Genomic DNA, 24,630 nt, shown 5'->3' with positions numbered 1-24,630 from the left:
AAAGGGATAACGTGCTCGAAAGAATTAAAGTGTGCTTCACAGAAAGCATTCAGACTCAGATTGCCGCGGCAGAAGCCCTCCCTGACGCAATCTCTCGCGCCGCCATGACGCTGGTGCAGTCCCTGCTCAATGGCAACAAAATCCTCTGTTGTGGCAATGGCACGTCCGCTGCCAACGCACAGCATTTTGCTGCCAGTATGATCAATCGTTTTGAAACAGAACGCCCCAGTTTACCTGCCATTGCACTTAATACCGATAATGTGGTCTTAACAGCGATTGCTAACGATCGTCTGCATGACGAGATTTACGCTAAGCAGGTGCGTGCCCTGGGCCATGCGGGCGATGTGCTGCTGGCCATCTCCACGCGCGGCAATAGCCGTGACATTGTCAAAGCCGTCGAAGCCGCCGTTACTCGCGATATGACTATCGTTGCTTTAACCGGCTATGACGGGGGCGAGCTGGCGGGCCTGCTGGGGCCGCAGGATGTGGAAATCCGCATTCCGTCTCACCGTAGCGCACGCATTCAGGAGATGCATATGCTCACGGTGAACTGCTTATGTGATTTGATCGATAACACGCTTTTCCCTCACCAGGATGATTAAGGAGTTCTCATGAAGGCTTTATCGACCCTCGCAGTCCTTATGTCTGCATTACTGCTGCAGGGATGTATCGCTGCGGCTGTTGTGGGTACCGCTGCCGTCGGCACCAAAGCAGCGACCGATCCGCGCACCGTTGGCACCCAGGTAGATGACGGCACGCTGGAGCTGCGCGTCAACAGTGCGCTGTCGAAAGACGAGCAAATTAAGAAAGAAGCGCGCATCAACGTGACGGCTTACCAGGGCAAAGTGCTGCTGACAGGCCAGGCACCAAATAGCGAACTCTCCAGCCGCGCAAAACAGATCGCGATGGGCGTAGAGGGCACTGCGGAAGTCTTCAACGAAGTCCGTCAGGGGCAGCCAATCAGCCTTGGTACCGCCTCCAATGACACGTGGATCACCACGAAAGTCCGTTCCCAGCTGCTGGGTTCAGACCAGGTGAAATCATCCAACGTGAAAGTGACGACCGAAAACAGCGAAGTGTTCCTGCTGGGCCTGGTTACCGATCGTGAAGGGAAAGCGGCGGCCGATATCGCCAGCCGGGTGAGCGGCGTGAAACACGTCACCACCGCATTTACTTACATTAAGTAATTCCCACCTGACTGTAAGCCCGGTGCGTGCTCGCGCCACCGGGCTTTTTTCACAGAAGCGCAATACCCCCCACAATCACCCCACTCAACGCCACCAGCCCTGCGGTGAGCCACAGCGCTTTCGCCGGGAATGACTTACGCAGCATGATAAGCGACGGCAGGCTGATGGCAGGCAAGGTAATGAGCAATGCCAGTGCCGGTGCGGTGCCCATGCCAGCCAACATCATGGTCTGCACAATCGGAATTTCAGCCGCCGTTGGGATCACAAACAGACAACCGGCAACGGCCATCGCAATGACCCACATCAGGGTATTGTTGATGGCGCCGTCGGCATGCGGGAATAGCCAGACACGTGCGGCCCCGAGCACCAGCACCGCCAGGATATACACAGGAATGGTGCTCCAGAAAAGCTGCCACAGAGCATTCCCCCAGCGCGCAAAGAAGCTTCCCTGTGGCTCGCTGACATCAAGCTCAATGGCGGCCGGTTCAACGGCGTTATCTTTCACCCATTTCTGCACCAGCGTTGCCACCACCAGCACCGTCAGCAGACCGGCCACCAGGCGGATAAAGGCGAAATGCCAACCCAGCACAAAGCCCATAAACACCAGCGTTGCCGGGTTTAACAGCGGGTTGCCCATCCAGAACGCCAGCGCACCGCCCATAGAGACTCGCTGACGGCGCATACCGGCAGCAACAGGCGCGGCACAGCACGAACACATCATGCCCGGCAGGGAGAAAATGGTCCCCAGCAGGGTGCCCTGAAAACGTGGCTGCCCCAGGGTTTTCACCAGCCAGTGACGCGGGATAAGCACCTGGATCAACGAGCCCAGAATGACGCCTAATACGGCGGCTTTCCAGACGGCAAGGAAATAGACCATGGCATAATCCCACGCCGCGCGAAGCGGGCTGGAATCAGCGTGAGCGAGAATAGATTTACCGATGCTGTGCGTTTCGGCGGCAGTGAAGGCTTTACCGTAGTACGGCTGCCATTTCACATACCAGAGGCCGATAATGACCACGAGAAAGAAGAGCGCGGGCTTCCACCATTGGACAGGTGTTGCCGCCTGAGATGAAGACTGACCAGTCATAGCATTCCCCGGAGAGTGTTATTTAATTAGCCGGGGGAGTTTACGCCTCGCCCTGCGCGATTTCACGCAGTTTCGCCGAAGGGATGATATTCACTCCCTCCTGCGATGGTGACAGCCCCTCTTTTAACATCGCACGCGCCACGTCGCGCGCCTCGATGGATTTCCAGTTACCGGGGAGAATGCGGAACAACGGGGCAAACATCGACTCGTTAAAACGACGCTCGTCGCGATGCCCCAGCAGCATGGAGGGACGGACTATTGTCAACCGCTCCCACTTCTGGGCAATCAGGGCCTCTTCCATCTCGCCCTTCACCTTACTGTAAAAGAACGGCGAACGGGCGCTGGCGCCCAGCGAGCTGACCACCACAAAATGGGTGGCACCCAGCTTTTTCGCCGTTAGCGCCGTATCGACCACCAGCGTATAGTCAGCATGAACAAACGCCTCTTTACTGCCCGCCTCACGCCGCGTTGTCCCGAGGCAGCAAAAGGCGATATCGATGGGATCCTGCACCTGCGCCAGTGCGTCGGTCAGCTGTGGATCGTGAGGATTAAAGACGCCAGAAATGTCCGCCAGCGGTCGACGTGTCGGGGCCGCAATGTAGTTCACCCTGCGATCCTGGATCAGCAGCCGCAGCAGATGATCGCCCACCAGCCCGGTTGCCCCCGTAATCAGTACCTGACTCATTTCATCCCCTTTACAGAATAGTCCGTTTGCGAACTCAGCATGGTCAACCACACTTAGAAGTCTGTTACCGGTAAGTATTTACCACAAACGGGAAAAAAACAGTCTGAAGCGAAAACAACGGAGGAAGCATGGGTAAAAAAATCGCAGTCCTGATTACCGACGAGTTTGAAGATTCAGAATTCACCTCACCTGCTGAGGCGTTCCGCAAGGCGGGACATGAGGTCATCACCATTGAGAAAGAGGCGGGAAAAACGGTGAAAGGCCATAAGGGCGAGGCCAGCGTGACCATCGATGAGACCATCGATAACGTCAGCCCGTCTGATTTTGATGCCCTGCTGTTACCCGGAGGTCATTCACCGGACTCCCTGCGCGGCGACGAGCGCTTCGTAACGTTCACCCGCGATTTTGTCTCCACAGGAAAACCGGTCTTTGCTATCTGCCACGGTCCGCAACTGCTTATCAGCGCGGATGTGGTGCGCGGGCGTAAACTCACTGCCGTGAAACCGATCGTTGTCGATCTGAAAAACGCGGGGGCCGAGTTTTACGATCAGGAGGTGGTCAACGACAAAGACCAGCTGATCACCAGCCGAACCCCGGACGATCTGCCGGCGTTCAACCGCGAAGCGCTACGCCTGCTCGGCGCGTAGCCAGTGCAGCTTTTTGCCAAAGCCCAGCGTGTTGTCGGTAAATTTCAGCTCATCAAGGCGGATTTCCCACACCGGGGCTTTTAAGGCGGCGGCTACCGGAAAGCGGCGCGTATAGTGCTTACGGCGCGCGTCGCTCTCTTCACCATCCAGACGACGGATCTCCCCTTTAAACTGCACCCCACGGATCAGTGCCACCGTTTTAGGCTGACCGTTAACTGTCCCTGCCACCTTCGCCTGCTGACCGGTCATCTGCGCATGGCGCGTTTTATCTTCACTCATCACATAAAACGCAACGCGCTCAGGGTCATAATAGTAAAACGCATTCGCGCACCACATTTCACCGTCGTCATACACGCACCAGGTGACAACATGCTGTTTCGCCAGCCAGCGGTTAATGGCAGCCAGAGTTTCCATTTTCGTTCTCTCTCATGCTATGGTGCGTTCACCTTAACATACTGAATCTGTTTACCGTGTGCTGGTTTCTCTATCTTGTCCGTACCGCCGATAACGCTCTCTACACCGGGATCACGACCGATGTGGCGCGGCGTTTTCTTCAGCATCAAACGGGAAAAGGGGCAAAAGCGCTGCGGGGGAAAGGAGAATTGACGCTCGCCTTTTCTGCCCCCGTGGGTGACAGATCGCTGGCGTTAAGAGTGGAATACCGCATTAAGCAGTTGACGAAGCGCCAGAAAGAGCGCCTCGTCACCGGAGACGGATCGTTTGAGGCGCTGTGTGAAAGCCTGATTAGAAGCGATTAAAATGGTCGTGATACTCCACGAGGCCATTTACGCCGTTGAGCGCGTCATCCGCCAGACGGTGCACCTGGAAGGCAGTTTCGGTTCCCGGCCAGCGACAGCGGAGATCGTACTGCGCCGCCGGCTCGAAACCCAGGCGACCATAGAAAGCAGGATCGCCCAGCGTCACCACCGCGGCATAGCCAAACTCATTGAGCGAGTCCAGCCCCTCATACACCAGCTGACGTGCCAGCCCTTGTCCACGATAGTGTTCATCTACCGCCAGCGGCGCCATTCCTACCCACTGTAATTCTTCACCCTGAACGGTTACCGGGCTGAAGGCAACGTAGCCCACCACCTGACCTTCGTCATCGGTGGCAACCAGCCCCAGCGTGATCAGGCCGTCTTCGCGGAGATCGTGGACCAGTTGGGCTTCTGCGTCGCTCGCAAAAGAGCGGCGTAACAACGCATCGATACCCGGTGCATCAATCCCAATTTCGACTCGAATCAGCATGGCTCACCTACTGAAGTGTGTTTACTGTCAGGCGGGGTTTTCAGCCCGGCCTCAACGAAATCTGCCATTTGCATTAACATCACGCGCAGCGCTTTTGGCATCTGCTCTAGCTCAATGGCATCCATTAAATTTTTGACGTACAGACCCAGTTCCGTATCGCCTTCAATGACCAGACGGCGCTGGAAAAAGAGGGTATCCGGATCCTGCTTACGCGCGGCGATCATCAGCAGATCGCAGGCGTCGGCGCTAAAGCTCACATCCGCGTCGGCGGACTGGCGCACAATCAGCTGGTCATTCTCGACGGAGGTAAACCAGCGCAGACCGATATCACGCACTTCAATGCTTAACCAGCGGCCTTCCAGGAACGCCAGTTCGCCTTCCTGCAGCGCCTGGCGGAACTGCCAGCTCAGGAGCTGCTCCAGCACTTGACGTTTAAGCGCGAACGGCGCCAGTTTTACCGGCACGCTCAGCATTGATGGACCAAATTGTACGAGACGTGAACGCAGTTTATCCAGCACGAGCTTTACTCCCTGATAGCGATAGTCCGGGTATTTTGCCATATCCGGAGGAGAACATAGCGGCGTAAATCAACAAACCGTCGTCCGGTGTACCTCATTATTGGTGCCATCAATACGCCATTAGCTGCCTTAAATCAAAAATTGTCGCGTATGGGTTAATTAAAATCCCAGCTCGTTAACATTTTTGCTCTCGACGACATCAGGATAAATTATGGAGCTGCTCTGCCCTGCCGGAAACCTTCCGGCGCTTAAGGCGGCCATCGAAAATGGGGCCGATGCGGTCTATATCGGGCTGAAAGATGATACTAACGCCCGCCATTTTGCTGGCCTCAACTTTACGGAGAAAAAGCTTCAGGAAGCCGTTAACTTCGTACATCAGCACCGCCGCAAATTGCATATTGCCATCAATACCTTTGCCCATCCTGATGGCTATGCCCGCTGGCAGCGCGCGGTGGATATGGCAGCACAGCTGGGTGCCGATGCGCTGATTCTGGCCGACCTCGCCATGCTAGAGTATGCGGCAGAACGCTATCCTCATATTGAGCGCCATGTCTCTGTTCAGGCCTCTGCCACCAACGAAGAGGCGATACGTTTTTATCATCAAAACTTTGACGTGGCCCGGGTGGTTTTACCGCGCGTGCTCTCTATTCATCAGGTTAAGCAACTCGCGCGCGTCACGCCAGTGCCGCTGGAAGTTTTTGCCTTTGGTAGCCTGTGCATCATGGCTGAAGGCCGCTGCTATCTCTCCTCGTATTTAACCGGTGAATCCCCTAATACCGTTGGTGCCTGCTCGCCTGCCCGCTTTGTTCGCTGGCAGCAAACGCCACAGGGGCTGGAATCTCGCCTGAATGAGGTACTGATTGACCGCTATCAGGACGGTGAAAACGCTGGCTACCCGACGCTGTGCAAAGGCCGCTATCTGGTTGACGGCGAGCGTTATCACGCGCTGGAAGAACCCACCAGCCTCAACACGCTGGAACTGCTGCCGGAACTGCTAGCCGCTAATATTGCCTCGGTGAAGATTGAAGGTCGCCAGCGCAGCCCGGCCTACGTCAGTCAGGTGGCGAAAGTCTGGCGTCAGGCCATTGACCGCTGCATGGCAGATCCGCAGAACTACGCCCCGCAATCGGCCTGGATGGAGACGCTCGGCGCAATGTCTGAAGGCACCCAAACCACGCTTGGCGCGTATCACCGTAAATGGCAGTGAGATAACCATGAAATATTCATTAGGACCGGTGCTCTACTACTGGCCAAAAGAGACGCTGGAAGATTTTTATCAACAGGCCGCGACGAGCAGCGCCGATGTGATTTACCTTGGCGAAGCGGTATGCAGCAAGCGCCGTGCCACCAAAGTGGGCGACTGGCTGGAGATGGCGAAAAGCCTGGCCGGTAGCGGCAAACAGGTAGTGCTCTCTACGCTGGCGCTGGTACAAGCCTCATCTGAACTGGGTGAGCTGAAGCGCTACGTGGAGAACGGCGAGTTTCTGCTGGAGGCCAGCGATCTGGGCGTGGTGAATATGTGCGCCGAACGCAAGCTGCCGTTTGTCGCGGGCCATGCATTGAACTGCTATAACGCCGTGACCCTGCGCCTGCTGCTGAAACAGGGGATGACGCGCTGGTGCATGCCGGTAGAGCTGTCGCGTGACTGGCTGGTAAACCTCCTGAACCAGTGTGACGAGCTGGGTATTCGCAACCAGTTTGAAGTGGAAGTGTTGAGCTATGGCCATCTGCCGCTGGCGTACTCTGCCCGCTGCTTCACTGCCCGCTCTGAAGATCGCCCGAAAGACGAGTGCGAAACCTGCTGCATCAAATACCCGAACGGACGCAGCATGCTGTCGCAGGAGAATCAGCAGGTGTTTGTCCTGAACGGCATTCAGACCATGAGTGGTTATGTGTATAACCTTGGTAACGAGCTGGCGTCGATGGACGGACTGGTGGACATGGTGCGTCTGTCCCCGCTGGACACCAGCGTGTTTGCCATGCTGGATGCTTTTCGCGCCAATGAAAACGGCGCATCGCCGCTGCCGCTGACGGCAAACAGTGACTGTAACGGCTACTGGAAGCGGCTGGCCGGACTGGAGCTGCAGGCCTGAAAAAGGCTCACTTTGTTAACAACGGTTATCATTATTTAATGCAGTATTAAAGATTGACCGTCGACAAAGTGAGCTGTTATGACTGACAAAACCCTTCCGTTTTCGGTGCTGGATCTGGCGCCGATCCCACAAGGCTCCTCGGCAAGAGAAGCCTTTTCGCACTCTCTCGATCTGGCTCAACTGGCCGAAAAGCGTGGCTATCACCGTTACTGGCTGGCGGAGCATCACAACATGGTCGGCATCGCCAGCGCCGCCACCTCGGTGCTGATTGGCTATCTGGCCGCGAACACCACCACCCTGCACCTGGGTTCCGGTGGCGTGATGCTGCCAAACCATGCTCCGCTGGTGATCGCCGAGCAGTTTGGTACGCTGAATACCCTCTACCCGGGCCGTATTGATTTAGGCCTTGGCCGTGCGCCAGGCAGCGACCAGCCCACCATGCGCGCCCTGCGTCGCCATATGAGCGGTGACATCGACAATTTCCCGCGTGATGTGGCTGAACTGGTGGACTGGTTCGATGCGCGTGACCCGAACCCGCACGTGCGCCCGGTGCCGGGCTATGGCGAGAAGATCCCGGTATGGCTGTTAGGCTCAAGTCTTTATAGCGCGCAGCTTGCTGCACAGCTGGGGCTGCCCTTCGCGTTCGCCTCCCACTTCGCACCGGATATGCTGCATCAGGCGCTGCATCTCTACCGCACGAACTTCAAACCTTCTGAAAGGCTGGAGAAACCGTACGCGATGGTGTGTATCAACATCATTGCCGCCGACAGCAATCGCGATGCGGAATTCCTGTTTACCTCCATGCAGCAGGCGTTTGTGAAGCTGCGTCGCGGTGAGACCGGCCAGCTTCCACCGCCGGTGGAGAATATGCATCAGCTGTGGTCAGCTTCCGAGCAGTATGGTGTTCAACAGGCGCTGAGCATGTCGCTGGTGGGAGATAAAGCGAAGGTGCGTCACGGGCTTGAAGCGGTGCTGCGCGAAACGCAGGCTGATGAGATTATGGTTAACGGCCAGATTTTCGATCATCAGGCGCGTTTGCACTCGTTTGAGCTGGCGATGCAGGTGAAAGAGGAGTTGGTGGGGTAGTTTTTTTGCCCGGTGGCGCTTCGCTTACCGGGCCTACGGGATCGCGTAGGCCGGATAAGGCATAGCCGCCATCCGGCACAAAAACTTACTGATATACCGGCAACAGATTAAAGCTCGACAGCACGTGAACCAGCGCGTTACCAACACCAAACACCAGGATCAGTACAATCATCGGTTTACCGCCCCAGACGCGGAATTTCGGGCTACCGAAGCGCTGACGGGATTTACGCGCCAGCAGCGCTGGCACAATTGCCGCCCAGATGGTAGCCGCCAGACCGGCATAGCCAATGGCGTACAGGAAGCCGTTCGGCCACAGCAGACCGCCCACCATCGGTGGCAGGAAGGTCAGCAGTGCGGTTTTGAAGCGCCCCATCGCGGAGTCATCAAAGCCAAACAGGTCCGCCAGATAGTCAAACAGGCCGAGCGTCACGCCGAGGAAAGAGCTCGCAACCGCAAAGTTGGAGAATACCACCAGCAGCAGATCCAGACTACGGCTGTTCAGTACGCCGCTCAGCGCCTGCACCAGCACATCTATATTCCCGCCCTTCTGCGCAATGCCGATAAACTCAGGACGCGGAATGTTGCCCATCGTCCCCAGCAGCCAAATCACATACAGCCCCAGCGCCAGCAGCGTACCGTAAACCAGGCACTTGACGATTGTCCGCGGGTCTTTGCCGTAGTACTTCATCAGGCTCGGTACGTTGCCGTGGTAGCCAAACGACGCCAGACAGAACGGCAGGGTCATCAGCAGATACGGCGTATACGACGTATTGGTTTCAGCCACGTTAAACAGTGTTGACGGGGTAACGTGCCCCAGCAGGCTACCGAAGGTCAGAAAGAAAGTGATGACCTTTGCGCCCAGTACGATGGCCGTCATCCGACTTACCGCTTTGGTACTCATCCAGACGATAAACGCGACACCCAGCGCAAAGCACAACCCGGCCAGACGCGCCGGAACGTTCAACGACATCTCCGAAAAGGTGTGATGCAGAATCGAGCCGCTTGCTGAGATATACGCGTAGGTCAGGATGTAGAGCACAAACGCGATGGAAAGGCCGTTCACCAGGTTCCAGCCTTTACCCAGCAGATCTTTCGTGATGGTGTCGAAGCTGGAGCCAATGCGGTAGTTCAGGTTGGCTTCAAGGATCATCAGCCCTGAATGGAGCATACAGAACCAGGTGAAGACCAGCGCAGCCAGCGACCAGAAGAACCACGCACCGGACATGACCACTGGCAGGGAGAACATCCCGGCACCAATAATGGTTCCGCCGATGATCACCACGCCGCCAAGCAGCGAAGATGACGTTTGGGTGGTGGTTAGTGTCGCCATACAGCCATATCTCCAGTCAAAAATGTGGTTTGCATTTTAATGTGCTGCACTGTACCAGTACAAGAGTACAAAGGGAATAAAAAAAGCCCCGATAGTCTTTATCGGGGCTGTATATATTACTTTACGTCAGAAACGAAAGGCTTACGCGTCACCAAAACGACGACGGCTGGTGCCTTCTTCACGACGTGGGCCACGGCTATCACGGCGTTCACCGGAGAAACGACGGCCTTCACCACCGCGACCTTCGCTGCGACCGCCTTCACGACGCTCGCCACCGAAACCGCGACCACCGCCACGACGTTCGCCGCCACGGTCAGGACGTGGCTGTGCATCGCCCAGCAGCTGCATGTTCATCGGCTTGTTCAGGATGCGGGTGCGAGTAAAGTGCTGCAGTACTTCGCCCGGCATGCCTTTTGGCAGCTCGATGGTGGAGTGAGATGCGAACAGCTTGATGTTACCGATGTAACGGCTGCTGATGTCGCCTTCGTTCGCGATCGCACCAACGATATGACGAACTTCAACACCATCATCACGGCCCACTTCAATGCGGTACAGTTCCATTTCGCCAGCGTCACGACGCTCACGACGTGGACGGTCTTCGCCACCACGCTCTGAACGGTCACCACGTGGGCCACGATCGTTACGGTCACCACGGCGTTCGAAGCGATCGTCACGATCGCGGAACTCACGACGAGGACGCATCGGTGCATCTGGTGGCACGATCAGGGTACGTTCGCCCTGTGCCATCTTCAGCAGTGCTGCAGCCAGCGTTTCGATATCCAGCTCTTCGCCTTCAGCGGTTGGCTGAATCTGCGCCAGCAGCGCACGGTACTGATCCAGATCGCTGCTTTCCAGCTGCTGCTGGACTTTCGCGGCGAATTTTTCCAGACGGCGTTTGCCCAGCAGTTCTGCGTTTGGCAGCTCCGCTTCCGGAATGGTCAGCTTCATGGTGCGTTCAATGTTACGCAGCAGACGACGCTCGCGGTTCTCAACGAACAGCAGGGCACGACCCGCACGACCTGCACGACCGGTACGGCCGATACGGTGAACGTAAGACTCGGAGTCCATTGGGATGTCGTAGTTTACAACCAGGCTGATACGCTCAACGTCCAGACCACGTGCTGCCACGTCGGTTGCAATCAGGATATCCAGACGACCGTCTTTCAGACGCTCCAGCGTCTGCTCACGCAGAGCCTGGTTCATGTCGCCATTCAGCGCTGCGCTGTTGTAGCCGTTACGCTCCAGTGCTTCAGCCACTTCCAGGGTCGCGTTTTTGGTACGAACGAAGATGATCGCCGCATCAAAATCTTCCGCTTCCAGGAAACGCACCAGCGCTTCGTTTTTGCGCATGCCGTACACAGACCAGTAGCTCTGGCTGATGTCCGGGCGAGTGGTAACGCTGGATTGAATGCGCACTTCCTGCGGCTCTTTCATGAAGCGGCGGGTAATGCGACGGATTGCTTCTGGCATGGTGGCAGAGAACAGAGCGGTCTGGTGACCTTCCGGGATCTGCGCCATGATGGTTTCTACGTCTTCGATGAAGCCCATACGCAGCATTTCGTCGGCTTCATCCAGTACCAGACCGCTCAGTTTAGAGAGATCCAGTGTACCGCGTTTCAGGTGATCCAGCAGACGGCCCGGCGTACCGACAACAATCTGTGGGCCCTGGCGCAGGGCGCGTAACTGCACGTCATAACGCTGGCCGCCGTACAGGGCTACCACGTTTACGCCGCGCATGTGTTTAGAGAATTCCGTCATCGCTTCCGCAACCTGAACCGCCAGTTCACGGGTTGGAGCCAGGACGAGGATCTGCGGTGCACGCAGGTCCGGATCAATGTTGTTCAGCAGCGGCAGCGAGAATGCTGCGGTTTTGCCGCTACCAGTCTGGGCCATGCCCAGCACGTCACGACCAGAGAGCAGATGTGGGATACATTCTGCCTGGATCGGAGATGGTTTTTCGTAACCGAGATCGTTAAGAGCTTCAAGGATAGGAGCCTTCAGGCCCAGATCTGCAAAAGTGGTTTCGAATTCAGCCATGTAGTACGAGTGCCTCAATGTCAATGGCGGCCAGTCTACTTAGCTCATCGTGAAAATGATCTGCAATTTTCATTGAAAAGTGTGAACCGGCTCAAATTAGGTGTATTGACGAACAACAACGCCCTCACCAGTGAAGGTGATGGCAATCAAAAAGATTACGGGCTGATGTTTATGTCGTCAGCTATTGCTGGTCCGATTCTGCCAGGTCATCTTGCTCCTGGCCCAAGAGCGATAATTCCAACAATGCATAACGGTGCTCAACGAAGTTGTGTACGTTGTTAGCAACCGCTAATTTGAACAGTGCCGTAGCGCTGTCCTTATCCCCCAGACTTAGGTAGTACTTACCTAAATAGAAGTTGGTTTCACTGAGATGCTCAGCGAGCGAGGTGTTATCCGTTGCGTCCGCCTTGAGGCGTTCCATCAGCGTTGCTTCGCTAATGTTGCCCAGGTAGAACTCGACAATGTTCCATCCCCACTGTTCCTTGTCCGATTTGTCGAAGCGCTGTTTCAGTGCCTCTTTTGCCTGCTTCTCATCGAGCTTCTGCTCAACGATGTAAAGCCACAGGCTACGGAAAGGATCATTAGGATCGTCTTGATAAAACGCCAGCAGATCATCTTGCGCTAACTTATCACGACCGCCGTAATACAATGCGATACCGCGATTCAAGTGCGCGTAGTTGTAAGTTGGATCAAGCTCAAGTACAGAATCAAACGCTTCATAGGCAGCATCAAAATTGCCTGCCTGCGTTAAATAAATGCCTAAGTAATTGAATACTTCAGGCATATCAGGTCGGATAGCCAGCGCTTGTGAGAAATCATTTCGCGCTAATGCCCTCAGACCGAGACTATCATACAACACTCCGCGCTCATATAAAAGCTGTGCGCGTTCGTCATCGGTTAAAGCCCGACTGGCAAGAATTTGTTCCATGCGTGCCAGAATCACTTCCTGCTGCAAAGTCGGTTGCAATGGCACTGCGAGGACTTCGCTCTTACGCCAGGCAGAGTTGCTGCATCCTGCCAGCGTTAAAGCTGTCGCAACGAAACACCAGCGCAAAAAAGGCTTCATTTCCCACTCCCGAAGACAACTATTGGATGAACGTCCTGTCCCCCGGCGGCTTAACAAGGCGTCCTGCCTGATAATGGCCCTCCGCGACGCGGAGGGCAAATGGCAACCTTACTCGCCTTGCTGTTCTGCTGCCGGTGCTTCTGGCGCAGCAGCTGGCTGAGACTGCTCGGTTGCTTCTTTAATGCTCAGACGGATACGGCCCTGGCGGTCAACTTCCAGAACTTTAACCGGTACTTCCTGACCCATCTGCAGGTAATCGGTCACTTTCTCAACGCGCTTGTCAGCGATTTGAGAGATGTGTACCAGACCTTCTTTACCGCCACCGATGGCAACGAACGCGCCAAAGTCAACGATACGGGTCACTTTACCATTGTAGATACGGCCCACTTCGATTTCTGCAGTGATTTCTTCGATGCGACGAATCGCGAATTTCGCTTTTTCGCCGTCGGTCGCTGCGATCTTCACAGTACCGTCATCTTCGATTTCAATGGTGGTGCCGGTCTCTTCGGTCAGCGCACGGATCACGGAACCGCCCTTACCGATAACATCTTTGATCTTGTCTGGATTGATCTTGATGGTGTGAATACGCGGAGCGAATTCGGAGATATCACCGCGTGGCGCGTTGATAGCCTGTTCCATCACGCCCAGGATGTGCAGACGCGCACCTTTTGCCTGGTTCAGAGCAACCTGCATGATCTCTTTGGTGATGCCTTCAATTTTGATATCCATCTGCAGTGCAGAGATACCGTCGCGGGAACCCGCTACTTTGAAGTCCATATCGCCCAGGTGGTCTTCGTCGCCCAGAATGTCAGACAGAACAACAAAGTTGTCGCCCTCTTTCACCAGACCCATTGCGATACCCGCAACGGCGGCTTTGATTGGCACGCCTGCATCCATCAGCGCCAGAGAGGCACCACACACGGAAGCCATGGAAGAAGAACCGTTGGATTCGGTGATTTCAGAAACCACACGAACGGTGTACGGGAATTTGTCTGCGTCTGGCATCACTGCCAGCACGCCGCGCTTCGCCAGACGACCGTGACCAATTTCACGACGCTTAGGCGAACCCACCATACCGGTTTCCCCTACGGAGTACGGAGGGAAGTTATAGTGGAACAGGAAGCTGTCAGTGCGCTCGCCCATCAGCTCGTCGATGATCTGTGCGTCACGTGCAGTACCCAGGGTCGCGGTAACCAGCGCCTGCGTTTCACCACGGGTGAACAGCGCAGAACCGTGAGTACGTGGCAGTACGCCAGTACGCACGTCCAGACCACGGATCATGTCTTTTTCACGGCCATCGATACGCGGCTCGCCAGCCAGTACGCGGCTACGAACAACGTTTTTCTCGATTGCGTGCAGAATTTCGCTCAGCTCGTTAGCATCCAGCGTTTCGTCTTCAGCAACCAGCGTGGCGATGGTTTCGTCTTTGATCACGTCAACCTGAGCATAACGCTCCTGCTTGTCGGTGATACGATATGCATCGCTCAGACGCGCTTCAGCCAGTGCAGCAACGCGTGCGTTCAGCGCGTCGTTAGCGGCTTCAGGCTGCCAGTCCCAACGTGGTTTACCGGCTTCTTTCACCAGCTCGTTGATGTTCTGGATAACAACCTGCTGTTGGTCGTGGCCGAAGACCACAGCGCCCAGCATCTGGTCTTCGCTCAGTAGCTCTGCTTCAGACTCAACCATCAGAACGGCGGCTTCCGTACCGGCAACAACCAGGTCCAGCTTACTTTCTTTCAGCTCTTCCTGAGTCGGGTTCAGCACGTACTGGTCGTTGATGTAACCAACACGCGCGGCACCGATAGGACCATTGAATGGAATACCGGACAGAGACAGCGCAGCGGAGGCACCGATCATCGCAACGATATCCGGGTTAACCTGTGGGTTAACGGAAACCACGGTCGCGATAACCTGCACTTCGTTTACGAAGCCTTCCGGGAACAGCGGACGAACCGGGCGGTCAATCAGACGCGCGATCAGGGTTTCGCCTTCGCTTGGACGGCCTTCACGACGGAAGAAGCCACCCGGGATTTTACCGGCAGCGTAAGTACGCTCCTGGTAGTTAACGGTCAGTGGGAAGAAGTCCTGACCTGGTTTAGCTTTTTTCTGGCCAACAACGGTCACGAATACCGCGGTGTCATCCATGCTTACCATAACGGCAGCAGTAGCCTGACGTGCCATCATGCCGGTTTCCAGCGTGACGGTATGCTGACCATACTGGAATTTACGAACGATCGGATTCAGCAAAATTCTGTCCTTTCTTAAATGTTTGACAGCACACCACCGGTGTGCTGACGATTTAACCCGACCTTCTTCGCATCCTCGCGACTAATGACAACCAACACCCCCATGGGTGAAGCCTCTCATTAGCCGCGCGAACCTCTGCAAGGAAGATCATTTATAGCAACAATACAATAGTTTCCAGTGAATTGCTGCGGTCCGGTTGAAAAAAGGGGCCATCAGGCCCCCTTTTCTGAAACTCGCAAGACTTAGCGACGCAGACCCAGACGCTCGATCAGCGCGGAGTAACGTGCAACATCTTTACGTTTCAGGTAGTCGAGCAGTTTACGACGCTGAGAAACCATACGCAGCAGACCACGACGGCTGTGGTGATCTTTTTTGTGCTCTGCAAAGTGACCCTGCAGGTGGTTAATCTGTGCAGTCAGCAGTGCAACCTGAACTTCGGTAGAACCGCTGTCGTTAGTACCACGACCAAACTCAGAAACGATTTTAGCTTTAGCTTCAACGCTTAGAGACATTTTCAAACTCCAAAGTATAAAGAATGTAAGGATGCCGATCTCTAATTCAGCGATCCCCGTATACGCCCCGCAAAATTGTTAAACAATTTGCCGGACGTTAAGCCGCGATATTCTACTCGCCTCACCGGTTTACCGCAAGGTGAGCTGATATCGCCGTCAGCCTTCGACCGGGTATTCCACCACCAGACGGCGGGGCGCAACGCGTCCTTCACCGTCCATTTCACCCATGCCGATAAACTTACCGTCATCCCCTTCGGTCACGCGTACCAGGCCTTCCAGCGGTGCATTCGTGGTCCGAACCGGGTTTCCGTTCTTAAAGTAAACGGACGATGTTAAAGGAAGATTAACAACCGGGAAGTCGGCCGCTGGGCTATCCATCGGCATCAGCAGCGGGTCAAGCAAATCTGCCGCGGCAACACCCTGCGCTTGCGCCTGTTCAACCAGCGCGTGCAGATGTTCAAGGGTCACCATCCGCTCAACCGGATATTTACTGACGGCCAGGCGACGCAGGTAGATAACATGCGCACCGCAGCCCAGCTTCTCGCCCAGGTCGTCGATAATGGTGCGAATATAGGTACCTTTCGAACAGTGCACTTCCAGCTCCAGTTCGTCACCCTCGTGGCGAATAAAGAGCAGTTCATACACGGTGATCGGGCGGGCTTCACGCGGCACTTCAATACCCTGGCGCGCATATTCGTAGAGCTTTTTACCCTGATATTTCAGTGCAGAATACATCGACGGCACCTGCAGCGTATCGCCACGGAAGCTCTCCAGCGCCGCATCCAGTTGCTCTGCGCTAAACGTCACAGGACGCTCTTCCACCACCTGACCATCGGCATCGGAGGTGTCCGTGCGCTGGCCCAGCCTGGCGATAACGCGATAACGTTTATCGGAATCCAGCAGGTACTGAGAAAACTTTGTTGCCTCCCCCAGGCAGATGGGCAGCATGCCCGTCGCCAGGGGGTCCAGCGCGCCTGTATGGCCCGCACGGTTGGCATTATAAATACGCTTCACTTTTTGCAGCACGTCGTTGCTGGATGCGCCCTGGGGTTTATCCAGCAGCAGCACACCATGCACGTCGCGGCCACGACGACGAGGACGACTCATCAGTCCTCCTTGCTGTCGTCCGCCGGGTTAACACGACGTTCGTCGTCATGTTTCACCACGCTGGTCACCAGGTTGGACATACGCATACCTTCGACCAGGGAGTTGTCGTAGAAGAAGGTCAGCTCAGGCACGATACGCAAGCGCATCGCTTTGCCGAGCAGAGAGCGGATGAAACCAGAGGCTTCCTGCAGCGCTTTAATGCCATTTTTCACTGCCGCTTCGTCCTGATCGTTCAGGAACGTCACGAACACTTTGGCATACGCGAGGTCACGGGACATCTCCACGCCGGACACGGTGGTCATCATGCCCACTCGCGGATCTTTAATTTCGCGTTGCAGAATGAGCGCGATCTCTTTCTGCATTTCCTGCGCTACGCGCTGCGGGCGACCAAATTCTTTCGCCATAATAAATTCTCCAGACAAAAAAGGGGCTAAAGCCCCTTTTTGAAATTATTGCCGGGTGGCACGAGGCGATCCCGGCCGACATATGGACCTATCCCAACAGGATTAGTCGATGCTGCGTTGGATCTCGATGATTTCGAACACTTCGATCATATCGCCAACGCGAACGTCGTTGTAGTTCTTCACGCCGATACCACATTCCATGCCGTTACGGACTTCGTTAACGTCATCTTTGAAGCGGCGCAGAGATTCCAGCTCGCCTTCGTAGATAACCACGTTGTCACGCAGTACGCGGATTGGGTTGTGACGCTTGATGGTACCTTCGGTAACCATACAGCCCGCGATCGCACCGAATTTCGGTGATTTGAACACATCGCGCACTTCGGCCAGACCGATGATCTGCTGTTTCAGCTCTGGAGACAGCATACCGCTCATCGCTGCTTTCACTTCGTCGATCAGGTTATAGATGACGGAGTAGTAACGCAGATCCAGGCTTTCTGCTTCGATCACGCGGCGAGCAGACGCATCAGCACGCACGTTGAAGCCAACCAGAATGGCGTTAGAGGCAGCCGCCAGGGTTGCGTCGGTTTCGGTGATACCACCTACGCCAGAACCGATGATCTTCACTTTAACTTCGTCAGTAGACAGTTTCAGCAAGGAGTCGGAGATCGCTTCCACAGAACCCTGAACGTCAGCTTTCAGTACGACGTTCACTTCGTGAACTTCGCCTTCAGCCATGTTCGCGAACATGTTCTCGAGTTTAGATTTCTGCTGACGAGCCAGTTTAACTTCACGGAATTTGCCCTGACGGTACAGTGCAACTTCACGCGCTTTCTTCTCGTCACGCACAACGGTCACTTCGTCACCGGCAGCCGGCACACCGGACAGACCGAGGATTTCCACTGGAATGGATGGACCTGCTTCCAGCACTTCCTGACCCAGTTCGTTACGCATCGCACGAACACGACCGTATTCGAAACCACACAGGACGATATCGCCTTTATGCAGTGTACCTTCGCGAACCAGAACGGTAGCCACCGGGCCACGGCCTTTATCCAGGAAGGATTCGATGACCGCGCCGCTCGCCATACCGTTACGGATCGCTTTCAGCTCCAGAACTTCAGCCTGCAGCAGGATCGCGTCCAGCAGCTCGTCGATACCAGTACCTGCTTTCGCAGACACGTGTACGAACTGGCTTTCACCGCCCCACTCTTCTGGCAGGATGCCGTACTGGGACAGTTCGTTTTTAACACGATCTGGATCCGCTTCTGGCTTATCGATCTTGTTCACTGCAACCACAACCGGCACACCCGCCGCTTTCGCGTGCTGGATAGCTTCGATGGTCTGTGGCATGACGCCATCGTCTGCAGCAACAACCAGAACAACGATATCTGTCGCCTGAGCACCACGAGCACGCATTGAGGTAAACGCGGCGTGGCCTGGGGTATCCAGGAAGGTGATCATACCGTTGTCGGTTTCTACGTGATATGCACCGATGTGCTGGGTAATACCACCCGCTTCACCGGAAGCCACTTTCGTAGAACGAATGTAGTCGAGCAGAGAGGTTTTACCGTGGTCAACGTGACCCATGATGGTCACAACTGGCGCACGCGGTTCTGCCGCAGCACCGGTATCACGGTCGCTCATTACTGCTTCTTCCAGCTCGTTTTCACGACGCAGGATAACTTTGTGGCCCATCTCTTCGGCAACCAGCTGTGCGGTTTCCTGGTCGATCACCTGGTTGATGGTCGCCATTGCGCCCAGTTTCATCATCGCTTTGATGACCTGAGAGCCTTTAACCGCCATTTTGTTCGCCAGATCGCCAACGGTGATGGTTTCGCCGATCACAACGTCACGGTTAACGGCCTGAGCTGGCTTCTGGAAGCCCTGCTGCAGGGAAGAACCTTTACGCTGTTTGCCGCCTTTACCGCCACGCACGGCTGCACGCGCTTCTTCACGGTCAGCTTTAGACTCGGCGTGTTTGTTGCCTTTTTTCGCCGGACGCGCTGCTTTCGCATTGCGACCACGGCCACGGCCGCCTTCTACTTCACGGTCGTTATCATCTTCAGCCTGACGCGCGTGCTGAGAAGTGGTCACGTGATAGTCGCTGGTATCTTCAGACTGCTCAGCGGTATCAATACCGTTCTTCTCGTTTTCTTCTGCCATACGGCGCGCTTCTTCAGCCACACGACGCGCTTCTTCTTCAAGCTTGCGGCGTGCTTCTTCTTCGGCTTTACGCTTCAGTTCGGCAGCTTCATTTTCACGACGGGCTTTTTCAGCCTGGGCGGTTTTGGTCATTTCGTCTGTCTGTTGATTGCTCACTTTGTCTTTTTCCGCAGCTTCACGCTTCACTTTTTCACTTGCGTCGCGTTTCGCTTTTTCTGCGGCCTCACGTTCAGCTTTTAATTCTGCCTCACGTTTGGCAGTTGCTTCTGCCTCACGCTGAGCTTGTTCTTCCGCTTCACGCTGTGCCTGCTCTTCCGCGGCAAGGCGCTCTGCCTCTTGCGGATCACGTTTTACAAAGGTGCGCGTCTTGCGGACTTCAATTTGTACCGATTTACTTTTGCCACCGGTACCTGGAATATTCAACGTGCTGCGCGTTTTGCGCTGCAGCGTCAGCTTGTCAGGCGCAGAGCCGTGTTCACGGTTGAGGTGCGCTAACAAGGTTTGTTTTTCGTTTGCCGTCACTGAGTCATCAGCGGTCTTCGGGATCCCTGCATCAGCAAATTGCTGTACCAGGCGGTCTACGGAGGTCTGAATCTCAGCAGCCAGCGATTTTACAGTTACATCAGTCATGCTGTTCCTTCCTGCTACAGTTTATTACGCTTCGTCGCCGAACCAGCAAATATTACGTGCGGCCATGATGAGTTCGCCGGCTTTCTCGTCGGTTAAACCTTCGATATCAGCCAGGTCATCAACGCCTTGCTCAGCGAGATCTTCCAGCGTACAAACACCACGGGCAGCCAGCTTGAACGCAATCGCACGATCAAGACCTTCCAGATTCAGCAGGTCATCAGCCGGCTTTTTATCGCCAAGGCTTTCTTCCTGAGCCAGTGCCAGGGTGGTCAGTGCGTTTTTAGCGCGTTCACGCAGGGCTTCAACGGTTGGTTCATCCAGACCGTCAATTTCCAGCAGCTCTTTCATTGGCACATAGGCCAGTTCTTCCAGCGTAGAGAAACCTTCTTCTACCAGAACCGTGGCGAACTCTTCGTCAATGTCCAGGTATTTCGTGAAGGTATCGATCGCCGCATGGGCTTCAGCCTGATGCTTGGCCTGCAGGTCATCAACGGTCATCACGTTGAGTTCCCAGCCGCTCAGCTGTGACGCCAGGCGTACGTTCTGACCGTTACGGCCGATTGCCTGCGCCAGGTTACCCGCTTCAACAGCGATATCCATGGTGTGTTTGTCTTCGTCAACAACGATAGACGCTACATCCGCCGGAGCCATTGCGTTGATCACGAACTGCGCCGGGTTGTCATCCCACAGAACGATATCGATACGTTCGCCGCCCAGCTCGGTAGAGACCGCCTGAACACGCGCACCACGCATACCGACGCAAGCACCGACCGGGTCGATACGCTTGTCGTTGGTTTTCACCGCAATTTTCGCGCGGGAGCCCGGATCGCGAGCCGCCGCTTTAATTTCGATAACTTCTTCGCCGATTTCCGGCACTTCGATACGGAACAGTTCAACCAGCATTTCTGGTTTAGAACGGGTCACGAACAGCTGTGCACCACGCGCTTCAGGGCGAACGGCATACAGCACACCACGGATACGGTCGCCAGGGCGGAAGTTTTCACGCGGCAGCATGTCTTCACGGAGAATCACAGCTTCAGCGTTGCCCGGCATCCCTTCGGATTTGATCTCCAGAGAGATGTTGTCGCGGTTCACTTTCTTCACCACGCCAGTGATGATTTCGCCTTCCTGATCGCGGAACTGATCGACAACCAGCGCACGCTCGGCTTCGCGAACTTTCTGCACGATAACCTGTTTTGCGGTCTGGGTGGTGATACGGTCGAAGGTCACAGATTCAATCTGATCTTCAACATAGTCACCAACGTTCAGGCTTTCGTCTTCAAAACGCGCCGCTTCCAGGGTGATCTCTTTGGTTGGCTGGGTCACTTCTTCAACGATTACCCAACGACGGAATGTATCGAAGTCACCGCTTTTACGATCGATTTCTACGCGAACATCGATCTCTTGTTCGTATTTTTTCTTGGTTGCTGTAGCCAGTGCACTTTCCAGCGCTTCGAAAATCTTTTCACGCGGCAGTGATTTCTCGTTGGAGACGGCTTCAACAACAGCCAAAATTTCTTTGTTCATCGCGGGCTTTTCACCTCAATCCAGACTGTTAAAAGTGGGGAACCAGGTTCGCCTTCTGGATATTACTCAGCGCGAACACTTCATCTTTGCCTTCGACTGTTACCGTGATCATTTCACCATCAACGGCTTTGATAATTCCCTGCCATTTACGGCGGTTCTGTACGGCCATACGCAGAACGAGAGCCACTTCTTCACCGGTAAAGCGCACATAGTGCTCGGCCGTGAACATCGGGCGATCGAGGCCAGGTGAGGAAACTTCCAGGTTGTACGCAACGGTAATTGGGTCTTCAACATCAAGAACCGCACTCACCTGGTGGCTAACATCAGCACAATCATCAACATTGATGCCATCTTCACTATCAATATAGATGCGCAGCGTCGATGTGCGGCCGCGAACGAATTCGATGCCGACCAGTTCGTAGCCCAGTGCTTCGACCGGTGCAGTAATCATCTCTGTTAATTTTTGCTCTAATGTGGACAAGCCCACCCCCAAGACATAAAAAAAGGGCGTAAAGCCCAGTTATTCTGTAGTCAGATAACAAAAAACCCCGATAAATCGGGGCTTTAGATAACTGAACCCTATAGCCACAACTGTGGCCTGGAGCACTCTCCGAAAGAATTTTTTCAAATCCAGCTACGAAGGCTCTGAGTCTTCACAGTATATTTGAAAAATGACTTTATGGGAAAGTGGTTGCGGGGGCCGGATTTGAACCGACGACCTTCGGGTTATGAGCCCGACGAGCTACCAGGCTGCTCCACCCCGCGCCTGAAACGTGGCAAATTCTACGCGTTTTGGACAGAATTTGCAAATAATGCTGGGATTTGGTACCGAAGACGGGACGTAAAACCGGCGTTTAGTATATTGATAGTGAGCCCCATCTGTCAACTCAGTTTCCGCCAGGGCATACGGAGGGAAATTTTTACAAAAAACGCACGAGTCTCTTCCGGTCATCGACAAAAGATGATTAAATGAATACTCACTTATTTTGCATAAACATGCATCGAGAGCGAAAGCGGTCTCTAATCAGTCAATCACGCAGGGTTTTATTTTATGACGACGATTCTCAAGCATCTTCCGGTAGGACAACGTATTGGCATCGCTTTTTCAGGCGGCCTGGATACCAGCGCTGCACTGCTGTGGATGCGTCAAAAGGGAGCGGTTCCGTATGCATATACTGCGAACCTGGGTCAGCCGGATGAGGACGACTATGATGCCATTCCTCGTCGTGCTAAAGAGTATGGCGCAGAGAACGCACGTCTGATTGATTGTCGTAAGCAGCTGGTTGCCGAAGGTATTGCTGCTATCCAGTGTGGCGCGTTCCATAATACCACCGGCGGTCTGACCTATTTCAACACCACCCCACTGGGCCGTGCCGTGACCGGCACCATGCTGGTTGCCGCCATGAAAGAAGATGGCGTGAACATCTGGGGTGACGGCAGTACCTATAAAGGCAACGACATTGAACGTTTCTATCGTTATGGCCTGCTGACCAACGCCGAGCTGCAGATTTACAAACCGTGGCTGGACACCGATTTTATCGATGAGCTGGGCGGCCGTCATGAAATGTCTGAATTTATGATCGCCTGCGGCTTCGACTATAAAATGTCCGTCGAAAAAGCCTACTCCACTGACTCCAACATGCTGGGCGCAACGCACGAAGCAAAAGATCTGGAGTTCCTGAACTCCAGCGTGAAAATCGTTAACCCAATCATGGGCGTGAAATTCTGGGATGAAAGCGTCAAAATCCCGGCAGAAGAAGTGACCGTGCGTTTCGAGCGTGGCCATCCGGTTGCCCTGAACGGCAAGACTTTCTCTGATGATGTGGAACTGATGCTGGAAGCGAACCGCATCGGCGGTCGTCACGGCCTGGGTATGAGCGATCAGATCGAAAACCGTATCATCGAAGCGAAAAGCCGTGGCATCTATGAAGCCCCGGGGATGGCGCTGCTGCACATTGCCTATGAGCGTCTGCTGACCGGCATTCACAACGAAGATACCATCGAGCAGTATCACTCCCATGGCCGTCAGTTGGGTAAACTGCTGTATCAGGGCCGCTGGTTCGATCCACAGGCACTGATGCTGCGTGATGCCCTGCAGCGTTGGGTGGCAAGCGCTATCACTGGCGAAGTCACTCTGGAACTGCGTCGCGGGAATGACTACTCCATCCTGAACACCGTGTCTGACAACCTGACCTACAAAGCAGAACGTCTGACTATGGAAAAAGGTGAATCCGTATTCTCACCTGATGACCGTATCGGTCAGCTGACCATGCGTAATCTGGATATCACCGATACCCGTGAGAAGCTGTTCAACTACGTTGAGAATGGCCTGCTGTCAGCCAGTTCCGGTAACGGCCTGCCGCAGGTTGAAAACCTGGAGCACAGCGATAAGAAGTAATCGCTGATGTGAAGTGTAAAAGGCGTCCGATGGACGCCTTTTTTGTGGCCTTTTGTAGGGCGGGTAAGCGCAGCGCCACCCGCCATTTTGCCCGGTGGCGCTGCGCTTACCGGGCCTACGATCGATAAAAAATACAAACAAAAAAAGACGTCTTTCGACGTCTTTTTTCTGGAATATTGGTACCGAGGATGGGACTCGAACCCACAAGCCCGTTAGGGCACTACCACCTCAAGGTAGCGTGTCTACCAATTCCACCACCTCGGTACGGAATACTTACTGCGGGATATCGCTGGTTGGCTTAGCCGGTGCAGCTGGCTGAGTCTGCTCAGTTTTCGCTGGCGCGCTCAGGTTTTCCCACTCGCTTCCTTTGCTGGTCTTGTTGCTGTTGATATTGCCAAGCACCAGGCTGATGATAAAGAACAGCGTAGCCAGAATCGCTGTGGTACGGGTCATGAAGTTCGCAGAACCACTTGAACCGAACAGCGTACCGGAAGCGCCTGCTCCGAAGGAGGCTCCCATATCAGCGCCTTTACCTTGCTGCAGCATAATCAGCGCTACGAGAGCGATGGCTACAATAAGGAAAATAACTAAAAGAGCTTCGTACATAATCAACCTGTTCCTTGCGGATTTGCCGCATACCAATGCTTCGACCAATTAG

The 24,630-nt window shown here is 54.8% G+C and carries 25 protein-coding genes and 2 tRNA genes; 8 read left to right on the top strand and 19 right to left on the bottom strand.

Annotated elements, in window-relative coordinates; translation table 11 throughout:
* Window positions 1–11: 11 nt before the first annotated feature.
* On the top strand, window positions 12–602 hold the full coding sequence (gene diaA / locus PUZ33_RS03945) for a DnaA initiator-associating protein DiaA (RefSeq protein WP_003861754.1): 591 nt from the start codon (window positions 12–14) through the stop codon (window positions 600–602).
* Window positions 603–611: 9 nt separating this feature from the next.
* Entirely contained in the window at window positions 612–1,187 is a 576-nt protein-coding gene (gene dolP, locus PUZ33_RS03940) for a division/outer membrane stress-associated lipid-binding lipoprotein (protein WP_058680257.1), read from the top strand.
* A gap of 49 nt (window positions 1,188–1,236) precedes the next feature.
* On the opposite strand, the gene PUZ33_RS03935 is transcribed toward dolP, so the two are convergent.
* Window positions 1,237–2,274, bottom strand: coding sequence for a permease (locus PUZ33_RS03935; protein WP_038420692.1), 1,038 nt, complete (start codon window positions 2,272–2,274; stop codon window positions 1,237–1,239).
* Between the two features lie 40 nt (window positions 2,275–2,314).
* Window positions 2,315–2,959, bottom strand: coding sequence for an NAD(P)H-binding protein (locus tag PUZ33_RS03930; protein WP_013098901.1), 645 nt, complete (start codon window positions 2,957–2,959; stop codon window positions 2,315–2,317).
* Between the two features lie 128 nt (window positions 2,960–3,087).
* Here PUZ33_RS03930 and PUZ33_RS03925 point away from each other — a divergent pair, with 128 nt between their 5' ends.
* Window positions 3,088–3,606 (top strand): type 1 glutamine amidotransferase domain-containing protein, encoded by a 519-nt coding sequence (locus PUZ33_RS03925; protein ID WP_013098902.1) that lies wholly within the window; start codon window positions 3,088–3,090, stop codon window positions 3,604–3,606.
* Here the strand turns inward: PUZ33_RS03925 and PUZ33_RS03920 are convergent.
* Window positions 3,586–4,020: a YhbP family protein gene (locus PUZ33_RS03920; RefSeq protein WP_013098903.1), complete on the bottom strand. Its 435-nt coding sequence runs from the start codon at window positions 4,018–4,020 to the stop codon at window positions 3,586–3,588. The two genes, PUZ33_RS03925 and PUZ33_RS03920, sit on opposite strands and share 21 nt — an antisense overlap.
* Window positions 4,021–4,034: 14 nt before the next feature.
* Between PUZ33_RS03920 and PUZ33_RS03915 the strand changes: the two genes are divergently transcribed.
* Window positions 4,035–4,364, top strand: coding sequence for a GIY-YIG nuclease family protein (locus PUZ33_RS03915; RefSeq protein ID WP_020687335.1), 330 nt, complete (start codon window positions 4,035–4,037; stop codon window positions 4,362–4,364).
* Here PUZ33_RS03915 and PUZ33_RS03910 read toward each other — a convergent pair.
* Together PUZ33_RS03910 and ubiT are read right to left on the bottom strand one after the other, a co-directional pair.
* Window positions 4,351–4,854 (bottom strand): GNAT family N-acetyltransferase, encoded by a 504-nt coding sequence (locus tag PUZ33_RS03910; protein WP_020687336.1) that lies wholly within the window; start codon window positions 4,852–4,854, stop codon window positions 4,351–4,353. The genes PUZ33_RS03915 and PUZ33_RS03910 overlap by 14 nt on opposite strands.
* Entirely contained in the window at window positions 4,848–5,372 is a 525-nt protein-coding gene (ubiT, locus tag PUZ33_RS03905) for a ubiquinone anaerobic biosynthesis accessory factor UbiT (protein WP_038420959.1), read from the bottom strand. The genes PUZ33_RS03910 and ubiT overlap by 7 nt, the downstream gene beginning before the upstream one ends.
* Before the next feature lie 211 nt (window positions 5,373–5,583).
* On the opposite strand from ubiT, the gene ubiU reads away from it, so the two are divergent.
* From ubiU to PUZ33_RS03890, 3 genes are all read left to right on the top strand, one after another.
* Window positions 5,584–6,579 (top strand): ubiquinone anaerobic biosynthesis protein UbiU, encoded by a 996-nt coding sequence (gene ubiU / locus PUZ33_RS03900; RefSeq protein ID WP_020687338.1) that lies wholly within the window; start codon window positions 5,584–5,586, stop codon window positions 6,577–6,579.
* Window positions 6,580–6,586: 7 nt separating this feature from the next.
* Complete coding sequence (locus tag PUZ33_RS03895) at window positions 6,587–7,465, top strand: U32 family peptidase (RefSeq protein ID WP_038420694.1); 879 nt, start codon at window positions 6,587–6,589, stop codon at window positions 7,463–7,465.
* Window positions 7,466–7,543: 78 nt separating this feature from the next.
* Entirely contained in the window at window positions 7,544–8,551 is a 1,008-nt protein-coding gene (locus PUZ33_RS03890) for a luciferase-like monooxygenase (protein WP_023621081.1), read from the top strand.
* An 85-nt stretch (window positions 8,552–8,636) separates the two neighbouring features.
* Here PUZ33_RS03890 and mtr read toward each other — a convergent pair whose 3' ends face one another.
* The 12 genes from mtr to PUZ33_RS03830 form a co-directional block, all read right to left on the bottom strand.
* A complete protein-coding gene (mtr, locus tag PUZ33_RS03885; RefSeq protein ID WP_058680255.1) occupies window positions 8,637–9,881 on the bottom strand; it encodes a tryptophan permease in 1,245 nt (414 codons plus the stop codon).
* A gap of 141 nt (window positions 9,882–10,022) precedes the next feature.
* Window positions 10,023–11,918: a DEAD/DEAH family ATP-dependent RNA helicase gene (locus PUZ33_RS03880; protein WP_013098911.1), complete on the bottom strand. Its 1,896-nt coding sequence runs from the start codon at window positions 11,916–11,918 to the stop codon at window positions 10,023–10,025.
* Window positions 11,911–11,991: a protein YrbN gene (yrbN, locus tag PUZ33_RS03875; protein ID WP_097533792.1), complete on the bottom strand. Its 81-nt coding sequence runs from the start codon at window positions 11,989–11,991 to the stop codon at window positions 11,911–11,913. The genes PUZ33_RS03880 and yrbN overlap by 8 nt, the downstream gene beginning before the upstream one ends.
* Before the next feature lie 108 nt (window positions 11,992–12,099).
* Window positions 12,100–12,984: a lipoprotein NlpI gene (gene nlpI / locus PUZ33_RS03870; RefSeq protein ID WP_013098912.1), complete on the bottom strand. Its 885-nt coding sequence runs from the start codon at window positions 12,982–12,984 to the stop codon at window positions 12,100–12,102.
* A gap of 108 nt (window positions 12,985–13,092) precedes the next feature.
* Window positions 13,093–15,231 (bottom strand): polyribonucleotide nucleotidyltransferase, encoded by a 2,139-nt coding sequence (pnp, locus tag PUZ33_RS03865; RefSeq protein WP_013098913.1) that lies wholly within the window; start codon window positions 15,229–15,231, stop codon window positions 13,093–13,095.
* A gap of 242 nt (window positions 15,232–15,473) precedes the next feature.
* Window positions 15,474–15,743 carry a 30S ribosomal protein S15 gene (rpsO, locus tag PUZ33_RS03860; protein ID WP_013098914.1) on the bottom strand — a complete coding sequence of 90 codons (270 nt, stop codon included), beginning with the start codon at window positions 15,741–15,743 and terminating at the stop codon, window positions 15,474–15,476.
* A gap of 156 nt (window positions 15,744–15,899) precedes the next feature.
* Window positions 15,900–16,850: a tRNA pseudouridine(55) synthase TruB gene (gene truB, locus PUZ33_RS03855; RefSeq protein WP_013098915.1), complete on the bottom strand. Its 951-nt coding sequence runs from the start codon at window positions 16,848–16,850 to the stop codon at window positions 15,900–15,902.
* On the bottom strand, window positions 16,850–17,254 hold the full coding sequence (gene rbfA / locus PUZ33_RS03850) for a 30S ribosome-binding factor RbfA (protein ID WP_003024988.1): 405 nt from the start codon (window positions 17,252–17,254) through the stop codon (window positions 16,850–16,852). The genes truB and rbfA overlap by 1 nt, the downstream gene beginning before the upstream one ends.
* Before the next feature lie 102 nt (window positions 17,255–17,356).
* The gene (infB, locus tag PUZ33_RS03845; protein ID WP_013098916.1) at window positions 17,357–20,047 is read right to left on the bottom strand and encodes a translation initiation factor IF-2; all 2,691 of its coding nucleotides are present in this window, start codon (window positions 20,045–20,047) and stop codon (window positions 17,357–17,359) included.
* Between the two features lie 24 nt (window positions 20,048–20,071).
* Window positions 20,072–21,574, bottom strand: a complete 1,503-nt coding sequence (nusA, locus tag PUZ33_RS03840) for a transcription termination factor NusA (protein ID WP_013098917.1) — start codon at window positions 21,572–21,574, stop codon at window positions 20,072–20,074.
* Between the two features lie 28 nt (window positions 21,575–21,602).
* Window positions 21,603–22,055 (bottom strand): ribosome maturation factor RimP, encoded by a 453-nt coding sequence (gene rimP / locus PUZ33_RS03835; protein ID WP_014833432.1) that lies wholly within the window; start codon window positions 22,053–22,055, stop codon window positions 21,603–21,605.
* Between the two features lie 207 nt (window positions 22,056–22,262).
* Window positions 22,263–22,339 (bottom strand) — tRNA-Met (locus tag PUZ33_RS03830).
* 286 nt (window positions 22,340–22,625) lie between these two features.
* Here PUZ33_RS03830 and argG point away from each other — a divergent pair.
* Window positions 22,626–23,972, top strand: coding sequence for an argininosuccinate synthase (gene argG, locus PUZ33_RS03825; protein WP_029883387.1), 1,347 nt, complete (start codon window positions 22,626–22,628; stop codon window positions 23,970–23,972).
* A gap of 177 nt (window positions 23,973–24,149) precedes the next feature.
* Here the strand turns inward: argG and PUZ33_RS03820 are convergent.
* Window positions 24,150–24,236: transfer RNA gene (locus PUZ33_RS03820), tRNA-Leu, on the bottom strand.
* Between the two features lie 9 nt (window positions 24,237–24,245).
* Complete coding sequence (secG, locus tag PUZ33_RS03815; RefSeq protein ID WP_003861803.1) at window positions 24,246–24,578, bottom strand: preprotein translocase subunit SecG; 333 nt, start codon at window positions 24,576–24,578, stop codon at window positions 24,246–24,248.
* Between the last annotated feature and the right edge of the window lie 52 nt (window positions 24,579–24,630).

The organism is Enterobacter cloacae complex sp. 2022EL-00981 (assembly GCF_028737495.1).
GTDB classification, from domain to species: Bacteria; Pseudomonadota; Gammaproteobacteria; order Enterobacterales; family Enterobacteriaceae; genus Enterobacter; species Enterobacter cloacae.
Note: the sequence above shows the minus strand (reverse complement) of the source record. Positions and strands in the feature narration are given on the sequence as shown.